The sequence below is a fragment of the Pseudomonas sp. MF6751 genome, assembly GCF_016613265.1.
GTDB lineage: Bacteria > Pseudomonadota > Gammaproteobacteria > Pseudomonadales > Pseudomonadaceae > Aquipseudomonas > Aquipseudomonas fluorescens_BV.
In genome coordinates this window covers 70,634-82,480 of record NZ_JAENSV010000011.1, presented here as the reverse complement: position 1 = coordinate 82,480, position 11,847 = coordinate 70,634, and the positions used below count along the sequence as shown (strand labels likewise).

Sequence of the window (11,847 nt, the reverse complement as noted above, 5' to 3'; positions counted from 1 at the left end):
GAGGGACGGTTTGGCCTGTCCCTCCCACAAGGTCAAGCGTGTTTTTTCAGCTGGAGCGTTTCAGGGTTTCGCTGGGCAGCTCCTGAAAAAGCGCCCGATAGCTGTTTGAAAACCGCCCCAAATGCCAGAACGACCAATTCATCGCGACCTCGGCCACCGTGGTGTCGGTCGTGCTCAGCAACTCACGCCGCGCCCCGTTCAACCGACGCAACCTTAACCACTGCGCCGGGCTCATCCCCGTGTAGGTCTTGAACCCTTGCTGCAATTGGCGCAACGGTACACCCGCAATCTGCGCCAGTTCCAACAGGTTGGCGGTTTCATCCGGTGCATCCGCCGCCCATTCGCCGATGCGCGCCATCAATTGGCGTTCTTCATTGCGCTTTTGCAATGAACTGCCGTCCAGGCACACACAGGCGTTATCGAGGATAAACAGGCAGTCGTCGAGTAGTTGCTGGGTGAGGGCCTCGCGGCTGATGGAGTCGGTCAGTGCCGACAGGCGCGTAAGGGTGCCGCTCAGCCAGCGAGTGAACAGCGCATTTTGCCGACAGGTCAGCGGTGCCATGAACAAGCCTTCGAGTTTGGCTATATCCAGGCCCTGGCGCTGGACGAACTGCGCGCCGAACACCACGGCCACTTCGCGGTAGTTTACCGGGGTGATCCAGGTGTTGCGGCTTTCGCCATTGAGCAGGTACAGCGCGTTGTCACTGGCGTCGAAACAAAACGCCAGGGCGCCGGCAGGTGCGTTGAAATGCTGCTCCACCCGGGTGTTCATGCACTCTTCGTACACCTGCACCCCGTGCAGGTCGAGGTAGCGCACCCGCCCGGCAAAATGCCCGGGGGACATCTGCTGGTACTGCTGCACCCAGCCGGGTGTCGCACTGCATTGGGCGGCCACATCGCCGGTGGCGAAGGCCTGTACGCGCAAAGCGGTTGCCTGTGTCATGGTGATCCGTGCGCACTCTATTGGTGCGTTGTGCCGCGTGCAAAGTGGATAGATGCCGTTTCAAGGCTGGCCCAAGATAGACCTCAATGCGCTGGGAGTACAAGCCGGCGTCGCACCCCACCCAAGACGAGGTCCTTATGAACGCCCCCTTCGATCAGCTGTCCACCTGGCTGAAAGAACACAAGATTACCGAAGTCGAATGCGTGATCAGTGACTTGACTGGCATCGCACGCGGCAAGATCGCACCCACCAACAAGTTCCTGCATGAGCGAGGCATGCGCCTGCCGGAAAGTGTGTTGCTGCAAACGGTAACCGGGGACTTTGTCGACGACGATATCTACTACGACCTGCTGGACCCGGCCGATATCGACATGATCTGCCGCCCGGTCGCCAACGCCACTTACGTGGTGCCGTGGGCCATCGAACCCACCGCCATCGTGATCCACGACACCTTCGACAAGCAGGGCAACCCCATCGAGCTGTCGCCGCGCAATGTGTTGAAGAAAGTCCTGCAGCTCTACACCGACCAAGGCTGGCAGCCGATTGTCGCGCCGGAAATGGAGTTCTACCTGACCCAGCGCTGCGAAGATCCGGACCTGCCGTTGAAAACCCCGATTGGCCGTTCCGGCCGTGCCGAAACCGGCCGCCAGTCGTTCTCTATCGATGCGGCCAACGAATTCGACCCGCTGTTCGAAGATGTCTATGACTGGTGCGAAGCCCAGGGCCTGGACCTGGATACGCTGATCCACGAAGACGGCCCGGCGCAGATGGAAATCAACTTCCGCCACGGCGACGCCCTGGACCTGGCCGACCAGATCACGGTGTTCAAGCGCACCTTGCGCGAGGCCGCGCTCAAGCACAACGTGGCCGCCACCTTCATGGCCAAGCCAGTGGCCGATGAGCCAGGCAGCGCCATGCATTTGCACCAGAGCGTGGTGGAGATTGCGACCGGCAAACCGGTGTTTGTCGATGCCGATGGCGCCATGAGCCCGTTGTTCCTGCATCACATCGGCGGCTTGCAGAAGTACATCCCCAAGCTGTTGCCGATGTTCGCGCCCAATGTGAACTCGTTCCGCCGCTTCCTGCCCGATACCTCGGCGCCGGTCAACGTCGAATGGGGCGAAGAGAACCGCACCGTCGGCTTGCGCGTACCCACTTCCAGCCCGGAGGCGATGCGTGTGGAAAACCGCCTGCCGGGCGCCGATGCCAATCCTTACCTGGCGATTGCTGCCAGCTTGTTGTGTGGCTACCTGGGCATGATCGAGCACATCGAACCCAGTGCCCCGGTGGAAGGCCGCGCCTATGAACGCCGCAACCTGCGCCTGCCGTTCACCCTCGAAGATGCGCTGGCGCGCATGGAGGATTGCGACACGGTCAAGCAGTACCTGGGGGAGAAGTTCGTGCGCGGCTATGTCGCGGTCAAGCGTGCCGAGCATGAGAATTTCAAGCGGGTGATCAGTTCGTGGGAGCGTGAGTTCCTGCTGTTGAGCGTCTGAAAACAAGCGTAAGAGGGGTGACGATATGCGTCTTGTGAACAAGCTTCTTCCACTGGCCCTGGTCGCGGCGTTCAGCAGTGCCGGCCAGGCGGCGCCGACGGTGAGTGTCTACAACTGGACCGATTACATTGGTGAGACCATCTTGGCGGACTTCCAGGCCAAGACCGGCATCAAGGTGATCTACGATGTGTTCGACTCCAACGAAACCCTGGAGGGCAAGTTGCTCGCCGGGCGCACCGGGTATGACGTGGTGGTGCCGTCCAACCATTTCCTGGCACGCCAGGTGAAGGCCGGTGCGTTCCTCAAGCTTGACCGTGCGCAGTTGCCCAACTTCAAGAACCTGGACCCCAAGCTGCTGAAGTTACTGGAACAGAACGACCCCGGTAATGCTCACTCGGTGCCATACCTGTGGGGCACCAATGGCATTGGCTACAACGTCGACAAGGTCAAACAAGTGCTGGGTATCGACCGCATTGATTCGTGGGCGGTGCTGTTTGAACCGGAAAATATCAAGAAGCTGCATGAGTGCGGCGTGGCCTTCCTCGATTCAGCGGATGAGCTGTTCCCGGCGATCCTCAACTACATGGGCAAGGACCCACGCAGCGAGAATGCCGAGGACTACAAGCAGGCCGAAGCCAAGCTGCTGACGCTGCGGCCGTACATCACCTATTTCCACTCTTCCAAGTACATCTCGGACCTGGCCAACGGCAATATCTGCGTGGCCTTCGGTTATTCCGGCGATGTGTTCCAGGCCGCCAACCGCGCCAAGGAAGCCAAGAACGGGGTGAACATTGCGTACTCGATTCCCAAGGAAGGCTCCAACCTGTGGTTCGACCTGTTGGCGATTCCGGCCGACGCGAGCAACCCCAAACAAGCTCATGCGTTCATCAACGACCTGCTTGAGCCTGATGTGATTGCCAAGGTCAGCACCTCGGTGGGCTATGCCAACGCCAACCCGGCCGCCAAGCCGTTCATGCCTGCGGAGTTGGTGAACAATCCTGAGGTGTACCCGCCCCAGGACGTACTCGACAAACTCTATATCTCCACCACGCCTACGCCGGCGACCATGCGCGTGATGACCCGCGCCTGGAGCAAAGTGAAGTCCAACCGATGATGCAGCCCAATGAACACGCCCCGTCCTATTACCGCGCTTCGGCGAATGCCATGGCGCAGCGGCCCGCACTTGAGGCAGACCTGAGCGCCGATGTGTGTGTGATCGGCGGCGGCTTTACCGGGGTCAACACCGCCATCGAACTGGCCCAGCGCGGGCTTTCGGTGATCCTGCTGGAGGCGCGCCGCATCGGTTGGGGCGCCAGCGGGCGCAACGGTGGGCAATTGATCCGTGGCATTGGCCATGATGTTTCTGGGTTTGCCAAATACGTGGGCGAGGAGGGCGTGCGTTACCTGGAGCGTGCCGGTATTGACTCGGTCGCTCTGGTGGGCCAGCGCATTGCCGAGCACGGCATCGAATGCGACCTGCGCTGGGGTTTTTGCGAACTCGCCAATACTCCGGCGCAGTTCGCGGCGTTCAAGGGCGAACAGGCGCACCTGGCGGCCATGGGGTACGCCCATGAAACGCGGCTGGTCGGCCCGCAAGACATGGCACAGGTGGTGGGCTCTACGGCGTATGCCGGCGGCCTGGTCGACAGGGGTTCCGGGCATCTGCATCCGCTTAACCTGGTATTGGGTGAAGCGCAGGCGGCCGAGGCCCTTGGGGTGCGTATCTTTGAACACAGCCCGGTGCTGGAGCTGATCCATGGCGAGACGGTGCAGGTGCGCTGCACAGGCGGCAGCGTGCGCGCAGCCAACCTGGTGCTGGCATGCAATGCCCATCTTGAAGAGCTGGAGCCGCGCTTGAGCGGCAAGGTACTGCCGGCGGGCAGCTACATCATTGCCACCGAGCCACTGCCTGAGCCTGTAGCCCAGCAGTTGATCCCACAGAACCTGGCGCTGTGCGACCAGAAAGTCGGCCTGGATTACTACCGGCTGACCGCCGACCGGCGTCTGTTGTTCGGTGGCGCCTGCCACTACTCGGGGCGCGACCCCCAGGACATCGCCGCATACATGCGCCCGAAAATGCTCAAGGTGTTCCCGCAGTTGGCCAACACGGCTATCGAATTCCAGTGGGGCGGCAAGATCGGCATTACCGCCAACCGTTTTCCCCAGGTCGGGCGCCTCAAGCAGTACCCCAACGTGTTCTATGCCCAAGGCTATTCCGGTCACGGCTTGAACGTGACGCACTGGTGCGCACGGTTGCTGGCCGAAGGGATACACGCGGGTGCAAGCCAGGGCCTGGATATTTTCAGCCAGGTGCCGCACATGACCTTTCCCGGTGGCAAGGCGCTGCGCTCGCCACTGCTGGCGTTGGGGATGTTGTGGTATCGGTTGCGCGAAGCACTCTGAGATCCAATGTGGGAGCGGGTTTGCTCGCGAAGGCGGTGTGTCAGTCACTGAATCTTCAACTGAACCACCGCTATCGCAGGCAAGCCAGCTCCCACACTGGTTCTGCGTTGCGCACAAAGTCATCACCCGGCATAGACACCCTGTGGGACGTCAGTCAGATAGCCTCAGGTTCGGTCAGCACTTTGCGAAAGGTTTCCACCAACGGCCTCAAGTTGACGCGGTGCCAGGCCGCCCACAGCGGTGTGGTGTAGGCCAGCCACGGCAGTTCGCGCAATACCACGCCCGGTGGAGCGTTGCGGCTCAGGCCCTTTTGCACCATCGCCACCCCTAGCCCCGACGCGACCAGGCCCAATGCAGTAAAGGGCTCGCTGGCCTCCATGGGGATCTGCGGGGTGAAACCGGCGCGGATGCAGGCGGCGACGAAATCATCGGCCGGGTTGGCGCCAGGTTTGCGCTGCACGCCGATCCATTGTTGGTCGGCCAGGTGTTCGGGCAACAGTTCAGGGTGTTGAGCCAGCGGATGCTGTTCAGGCAGGGCCAGTAGCATCGGGTCATCGAGGATTTGCCAGGCGGTCAGGTCCGGGTCGTCGGCGGCAGGTGGTTCGCTCACCAGGGCGATGTCCAGGCTGCGTTGGCGCAAACCTTCGAGTTGTTCCAGAGAGGGCAGGTTATACAGCTTGATATGCACGGCGGGCCGGTCGTCGCGCAGTATGCGCAAAGCATTGGGCAAGACACCGGCATGCATGGCGTTCTCTATATAACCGATGCACAAACCGCCTTCTTCGCCGCGGCCCAGGCGCTTGCCCAGGGACTCCAGGCGGTTGGCGTGGGTCAGCAGTGCCTTGGTTTCGGCCAGGAAAGTCTGGCCGTCGCGGGTCAAGCGGATACGCTGCTGGCTGCGTTCGAACAGGGTAAGGCCCAGGCGTTCCTCGAGCTGGGCGATCTGCCGGCTCAGGGGCGATTGGGAAATGTGCAAGCGCTCGGCGGCGCGGCCGACGTGTTCTTCTTCGGCTACCACTTCGAAGTAGCGCAACTGGCGTAGATCAATCATGTAAGACCTGCAAGGACTCAAGTTGGTCGCAGTATGTCTTGGACGGTCTGATCAGTGCAATCTAGCATTTGCTCAACGGTCACAGCGACCTCGCACCGATTGAGGAACCACCATGAGCTTGAAAGACACACTGCCCGGCGTACTGGGCTTTGGCACCGCCCCCTTGGGCAATATGTTTCGCGCTATCCCCGAAGAAGAAGCCCAGGCCACCGTCGAGGCCGCCTGGAGCCAGGGCGTGCGTTACTTCGATACTGCGCCGTTCTACGGCTCGGGCCTGTCGGAAATCCGCTTGGGCCAGGCCCTGTCCAACTATCACCGCGATGACTACGTGCTCAGCACCAAGGTCGGCCGGGTGATTCTGGATAAAGTCGAAGAAACCGCCCGTGACCTTGGCGAAAAAAGCGGCGTATTCGAACACGGCCGCCCGAATAAAATACTCAATGACTACAGTGCCGACGCCACGCTGCGCTCCATTGAAGACAGCCTGACACGCCTGCAAACCGATCGCCTGGACATCGTGTGGGTTCACGACATCGCCCAGGATTTCTACGGCGACCAATGGCTGGAATACTTCAACCAGGCCCGCACTGGCGCCTTCAAAGTACTCACCCGTTTGCGCGAGCAAGGTGTGATCAAGGCGTGGGGGCTGGGCGTCAATCGTGTCGAGCCTTGCGAATTGACCCTGGACCTGACCGAAGCCCAGCCTGACGGTTTTCTGCTGGCGGGGCGCTACACGCTGCTGGATCACGACCGCGCCTTGCAGCGCCTGATGGACGCGGCCCACGCCCAGCAGGTGGAGATCGTTGTCGGTGGCCCGTACAGCTCCGGCATCCTCGCTGGCGGTGCGCACTTTGAATACCAGCAAGCCAGCCCGGCGATTATTGCCAAGGTCGAGCAGATCAAGGCAATTGCCCAGACGTTTGGCGTCAGTATCAAGGCCGCTGCGCTACAGTTCTCACTGGCGCATCCGGCGGTGGCGGCGGTGATTCCCGGTGCCAGTCGTCCGGGGCGGATTGCCGAAGACGTCGCGGCGTTGTCTGAACAGATTCCAGCAGCCTTCTGGCAAGCGTTACGCGAGGCCCGCTTGATCTCGGACCGTGCACCTTTGCCTCTCTCACGTTAAGGAGCTTGAGCATGAAGATTGATGTAAGCGGCAAAGTGGCTATTGTCAGCGGCAGCACCGCCGGTATCGGCCTGGGCATCAGCCAGGCCCTGGCGCAATCCGGCGCCACGGTGGTGGTGATCGGGCGTGATGCAGGTAAGGTGGATGACGCCTTGGCGAGCATTCGCCAGGCGGTTCCCGCTGCTCAACTGCGTGGTTTAGTGGCCGACCTCGGGACGGTTGAAGGCGCACAGAAACTCTTCGCCGCCGAACCCCGCGCCGACATTCTGGTCAACAACCTGGGCATCTTCGACGCGGTGGATTTCTTCGACGCGCCGGACAGTGAGTGGGCGCGCTTCTATGAGGTCAATGTGATCTCCGGCGTGCGCCTGGCGCGGCATTATGTGCCGGGTATGGTCGAGCAGGGCTGGGGCCGGGTGATCTTCGTGTCGTCCGAATCCGGCGTGGCGACGCCGGCCGACATGATCAACTACGGAGTGACCAAAAGCGCCAACCTGGCGGTGTCCCACGGCTTGGCCAAGCGCCTGGCGGGTACTGGGGTGACGGTGAATGCTATCTTGCCGGGGCCGACCTTTACCGATGGCCTGGAACACATGCTCAAGGACGCCACGGCCGAATCCGGGCGCAGTGCCCGAGACGAAGCAGATGTGTTTGTGCGCCATGCGCGGCCCACCTCGATCATCCAGCGTGCGGCCAATGTGGATGAAGTGGCGAACCTGGTGGCGTACATTGCTTCACCGCTGTCTTCGGCGACGACCGGTGCCGCGCTGCGGGTCGACGGCGGCGTTGTCGACAGCATGGCAATCTGATTTTTTCCTGACTGGAGTATTGATCGTGGCAACAGCGTCTTCTGTGATTGAAATTGCGGTGTCGGCCGACCAGGTCTGGCAACTGATTGGCGGCTTCAACAGCCTGCCCGACTGGCTGCCTTTGATTGCCAAGAGCGAGCCGAGCGAGGGTGGCCGTGTGCGTCACCTGACCACCGCTGACGGCGGCACGATTGTCGAGCGTTTGCAGACCTTCGACAACGTGGGCCGTACCTACAGCTACACCATTGACGCTTCGCCGTTTCCGGTGAGTGCGTACTTGGCGACCTTGCAGGTTGAAGCGCTGACGGAAACCTCGGCGAAAGTGACCTGGTCCGGCGTGTTCACGCCGGCAGCGGGTACCACCGATGAGCAAGTCGAGGAATTGTTTGCCGGTATTTACGAAGGCGGGCTTGAGGCGCTGCGCGGTAACTTCTAAAGATTGTGGCGACGGAGCTTGCTCCCGCTGGACTGCGTAGCAGTCCCACAAAGAGCGGGGCCGCTTCGCGCCCCAGCGGGAGCAAGCTCCCTCGCCACAGGTGGGGTTTAGCCTATATGGAGCAAGGCTGCCGCGACAGCCTCTGCCGGCGTCATCTGCGCCGTATCCAGCCTGAACGGTGGTGCCTCCCAACGTTCATACTCATGTACCTGTACCGATTCCCAGGTCGGTGGCACCAGCCCCGGAATATCGCCCACACGCCCTTCGACTCGGCGCCGATGCGCCTGCTGATCGGTACACACTACCTCGATATTGATCAGTGCCACGCCGGCCGCTGTCGCCACCGCTTGCCAGGCATCGCGGCTTTCCTTCACCGGGTTCACACAATCGGCGATCACCCGCTGTCCCACGCGCAGGTTACTCAGCGCCAGCGCATTCGCCACACCGTAGCCACTGGCCCCCACATCGCCCGCCAACACCGCAGACTCCCGCAGCGCCTGCTCAATCACATCAATACGCAGGTAAACCGCGCCCAACTGTCGCGCCAGCTCCCTGGCAATCGTGGTCTTGCCACTGCCCGGCAAGCCGCTGAATACAATAAGCATGACCCATCAACCCCATATGTAGGAGCGAGCTTGCTCGCGAAAAACGCCAACAAAAACGCGTACTGCCTGGATAAACGCGGTGCCTGTGAGTTTTTCGCGAGCAAGCTCGCTCCTACAGTGGTATTAGAACCGCGTGACTCATTTCACCCACAGGAGCGCCCATGACCCTGCCGTTCGTGAAGATGCACGCCCACGGCGATGACTTCATTATCATCGACCGCCGTGGCGAGGATAACCCCATTAATGCGCAGATTGCCCGCCACCTGGGTAACCGCCGCACCGGCATCGGTTTCAATCAACTGGCGGTAGTGCTCGACTGTGAGCAGGCCGCCGCGCGCGTTCAGTTCTGGAACCCCGACGGAACACGCCTGCAAACCTGCGGCAGCGCGACTCGTGGCGTGGCCGATCGCCTGATGCATGAGGCAGGTGCCGAGGCCATTGTGCTGCTTAGCGACCGCGGTTTGCTGACATGCACACGTGCTGATGGGCAGCGGGTGTCGGTGGACATGGGCGCACCCTCGCTGGGCTGGGCGTCGGTACCCTTGGCCAAGGCGATGGACACCTGCGTGTTGCCTATCGACGGCCAGCCGGCAGCGTGCAGCATGGGCAACCCGCATTGCACGTTTTTTGTAGAGGATGTGACTGGGCTCGATATTGAGGCCATAGGCTCGACCCTGGAAGTTCACCCGCTGTTTCCGGCCAGGACCAATGTGCATTTCGTGCAAGTGCTGGACCGCGGCCATATCCGCCTGCGTATCTGGGAGCGTGGCGGCGGTGTGCCGCTGGGGTCCGGCTCATGCTGTTGCGGGGCGGTCGTCAACGGCATCCGGCGAGGGCTGCTCGATGAGCGTGTGGAAGTCCAGTGCGACGGTGGCGCGGTCACGGTGCAATGGGACGGGCAGGGCGGCGTGATATTGACCGGCCGTGTCGAGCCGATCATGCAGGGCGCCGCGTACCTGGACTAGAACTTCACGGTAAAGGTGGTGCCGGCACTCGCACAGGAACTCACCGCCACGTCGCCGCCATGTACTTTGGCCAGTTCGCGCACGATATACAGGCCCAGGCCTACGCTACGCACGTCGCTGCCTTGGTCGGTGCCGCGGGTCATGGGTTCGAACAACCCGGCCAGCAGTGTTTGGGGAATCGCCGGGCCGTGGTTGTGCACCGCAACCGCGCAGGTGTTGTCGCCCAGGCGTGAGGTGATGGTAATCGGCTGCAGCAAATCGCCATAGGCCACGCTGTTGGCCACCAGGTTACCGATCATCTGTTGCACACGGTCGGCGTCCAGGCAGGCGTCGCCCTGGCCCTCGGCGTGATGCACCAGCGTGGCCTTGGGGAAGGCCACCCGCAGTTCGTCGACGCTGCGATGAATAACGCCATGCAGGTCCAGCGGTTGCGGCTTGATGGTAATGCCCTGGCCGACCCGGGCCTGGGTGAAGTCCAGCAGGTCGGCGATCATGCGATGGGCGCGTTCGGAAGACTGGCCGATGTGCCCCAGTAGCTGGCGCTCCTTGGCCGTGCGCTCGCCGCGCTGGAGAAAGTCGGCGGCCATGCGGATCGCCGTCAGAGGGTTTTTCAGGTCGTGGCTGACAATCGCCACCATCTGTTCGGCAAACAACGCCCGGCGCTGGGCAATGGCGTAGGCCTCGCTCAGCTCGGCCTGGGCCTGTTGCAGGGCCAGTTCCGTGGCGGTTTTTTCCTGCAGCAGGGCTTCGGCCTGCTTGCGCGCATTGAGCAGTTCGCGCTCGTACTTGTCACGGTCGGTGGTGCCGAACAGCGCCAGGTCATACACCACGCCGTCCGGCTGCTGGCGCTGGTTGGCATTGAGCAAGACCGTGACTTTGTGCCCGTTGCAATGGCGGATGTCGAGTTTCACCTCGGTGACGCTGCCGTGCATGCGCAGCATTGGCGCCAGGTGCGTCTGGTAGAAAATCCGCCCGCCCATGGCCAGCAGGTCCTGGAAACGCCGGCCCAGCAGTTGGGCCGCCGTGAAGCCCAGCCAATCGCACAAGCGTGGGTTGACGTGCAGGATCGTGCCATCTTCCTGGGTCACCGCCAGGGCACAGGCCGCGCTGTCAAACAGCGGGTCAACGGGCATCGGCAGCCGCCCAAGGGGCCAGGAACCGGTCCATCGCCGCGGCACACGCCTGAGGGGCGCTCATATGCGGGCAATGGCCGACATTCTCGACCAGGCAATAAGTGCTGTTAGGTAATACGGTGTGCAGGTATTCACCCACGGCCACGGGGGCGATCAGGTCGTCGGTCGATTGCAGGATCAGCACCGGGGTGGTCAGGCCGAACACATCCTGGCGGTTATCCGACAGGAAGGTCACGCGGGCGAACTGCTTGGCGATGTCCGGCTCGGTGCGACAGAAGCTGTCGGTGAGCGCCTCGCTCAGGTGCGGCTGCGTCGGGGCGCCCATGATCACCGGGGCCATGGCGCTGGACCAGCCGAGGTAGTTGCTGTCGAGGGTGTCGAGCAGGTCGTCGATGTCGTCGCGCTTGAAACCGCCGACATATTCTTCGGTATCGATATAGCGCGGCGATGGGCCAATCATCACGTGCGCGGCAATGCGCTGCGGGATGAAACGGTCGGCGAGGGTGCCGATCATCGCGCTGACCGAGTGGCCCACCAGAATCACCGGGCCTTGGGCGTAGGCGTCGATAATCTCGTTCAGGTCATGGGCATAGCCATCCAGGCGGCTGTATTTGGCTTTGTCGAACGCACTCAAGTCCGACATGCCGGCGCCGACCAGGTCATACAGCACCACGCGAAAGCGGTCGAAAAAGTGCGGTGCCAAGGCATTCCACATGGCCTGGTTGCAACCAAAACCGTGGGAAAACACCAGGGTCGAGGGACCGTTGCCCATCACATGTACATTGTTGCGGTGACTTAGGTCCATGGGCGTCCCGTAGATGGCTTATTGCTATGCAGCTAATCGGCAGTTTAGATAGTCGCAGGCCCCGGGTCACGCGTTTGC

12 protein-coding genes are annotated in these 11,847 nt (G+C 61.9%); 7 read left to right on the top strand and 5 right to left on the bottom strand.

The window, feature by feature from the left end:
• Positions 1 to 46: 46 nt before the first annotated feature.
• Positions 47 to 943: a helix-turn-helix domain-containing protein gene (locus JJD66_RS12105; protein WP_200648237.1), complete on the bottom strand. Its 897-nt coding sequence runs from the start codon at positions 941 to 943 to the stop codon at positions 47 to 49.
• A gap of 137 nt (positions 944 to 1,080) precedes the next feature.
• Here JJD66_RS12105 and JJD66_RS12100 point away from each other — a divergent pair, with 137 nt between their 5' ends.
• From JJD66_RS12100 to JJD66_RS12090, 3 genes are read left to right on the top strand one after another with little or no spacing between them, the layout of a single operon-like run.
• Entirely contained in the window at positions 1,081 to 2,439 is a 1,359-nt protein-coding gene (locus JJD66_RS12100) for a glutamine synthetase family protein (protein WP_105229128.1), read from the top strand.
• A 25-nt stretch (positions 2,440 to 2,464) separates the two neighbouring features.
• Entirely contained in the window at positions 2,465 to 3,553 is a 1,089-nt protein-coding gene (locus JJD66_RS12095; RefSeq protein ID WP_200648236.1) for a polyamine ABC transporter substrate-binding protein, read from the top strand.
• Positions 3,550 to 4,842: an NAD(P)/FAD-dependent oxidoreductase gene (locus JJD66_RS12090; protein WP_200648235.1), complete on the top strand. Its 1,293-nt coding sequence runs from the start codon at positions 3,550 to 3,552 to the stop codon at positions 4,840 to 4,842. The genes JJD66_RS12095 and JJD66_RS12090 overlap by 4 nt, the downstream gene beginning before the upstream one ends.
• Positions 4,843 to 4,996: 154 nt before the next feature.
• Here the strand turns inward: JJD66_RS12090 and JJD66_RS12085 are convergent, their stop codons facing one another.
• Complete coding sequence (locus JJD66_RS12085) at positions 4,997 to 5,893, bottom strand: LysR substrate-binding domain-containing protein (RefSeq protein ID WP_198716263.1); 897 nt, start codon at positions 5,891 to 5,893, stop codon at positions 4,997 to 4,999.
• A gap of 112 nt (positions 5,894 to 6,005) precedes the next feature.
• Here JJD66_RS12085 and JJD66_RS12080 point away from each other — a divergent pair, with 112 nt between their 5' ends.
• Genes JJD66_RS12080 through JJD66_RS12070 form a run of 3 tightly spaced genes read left to right on the top strand, consistent with a single transcriptional unit; the run spans position 6,006 to position 8,261 of the window.
• The gene (locus JJD66_RS12080; RefSeq protein WP_200648234.1) at positions 6,006 to 7,016 is read left to right on the top strand and encodes an aldo/keto reductase; all 1,011 of its coding nucleotides are present in this window, start codon (positions 6,006 to 6,008) and stop codon (positions 7,014 to 7,016) included.
• An 11-nt stretch (positions 7,017 to 7,027) separates the two neighbouring features.
• Positions 7,028 to 7,825: an SDR family NAD(P)-dependent oxidoreductase gene (locus tag JJD66_RS12075; protein ID WP_060763740.1), complete on the top strand. Its 798-nt coding sequence runs from the start codon at positions 7,028 to 7,030 to the stop codon at positions 7,823 to 7,825.
• 25 nt (positions 7,826 to 7,850) lie between these two features.
• Positions 7,851 to 8,261 carry an SRPBCC family protein gene (locus JJD66_RS12070; RefSeq protein ID WP_200648233.1) on the top strand — a complete coding sequence of 137 codons (411 nt, stop codon included), beginning with the start codon at positions 7,851 to 7,853 and terminating at the stop codon, positions 8,259 to 8,261.
• 107 nt (positions 8,262 to 8,368) lie between these two features.
• Here JJD66_RS12070 and JJD66_RS12065 read toward each other — a convergent pair whose 3' ends face one another.
• Positions 8,369 to 8,866, bottom strand: coding sequence for an AAA family ATPase (locus JJD66_RS12065; RefSeq protein WP_200648232.1), 498 nt, complete (start codon positions 8,864 to 8,866; stop codon positions 8,369 to 8,371).
• A 161-nt stretch (positions 8,867 to 9,027) separates the two neighbouring features.
• Here JJD66_RS12065 and dapF point away from each other — a divergent pair, with 161 nt between their 5' ends.
• Positions 9,028 to 9,831, top strand: a complete 804-nt coding sequence (gene dapF / locus JJD66_RS12060) for a diaminopimelate epimerase (protein WP_200648231.1) — start codon at positions 9,028 to 9,030, stop codon at positions 9,829 to 9,831.
• Here dapF and JJD66_RS12055 read toward each other — a convergent pair.
• Positions 9,828 to 10,964 carry a PAS domain-containing sensor histidine kinase gene (locus JJD66_RS12055; RefSeq protein ID WP_034125767.1) on the bottom strand — a complete coding sequence of 379 codons (1,137 nt, stop codon included), beginning with the start codon at positions 10,962 to 10,964 and terminating at the stop codon, positions 9,828 to 9,830. The two genes, dapF and JJD66_RS12055, sit on opposite strands and share 4 nt — an antisense overlap.
• Positions 10,954 to 11,769 carry an alpha/beta fold hydrolase gene (locus JJD66_RS12050; RefSeq protein ID WP_198716269.1) on the bottom strand — a complete coding sequence of 272 codons (816 nt, stop codon included), beginning with the start codon at positions 11,767 to 11,769 and terminating at the stop codon, positions 10,954 to 10,956. Before JJD66_RS12050 ends, JJD66_RS12055 begins: the two co-directional genes overlap by 11 nt.
• Positions 11,770 to 11,847: the final 78 nt, after the last annotated feature.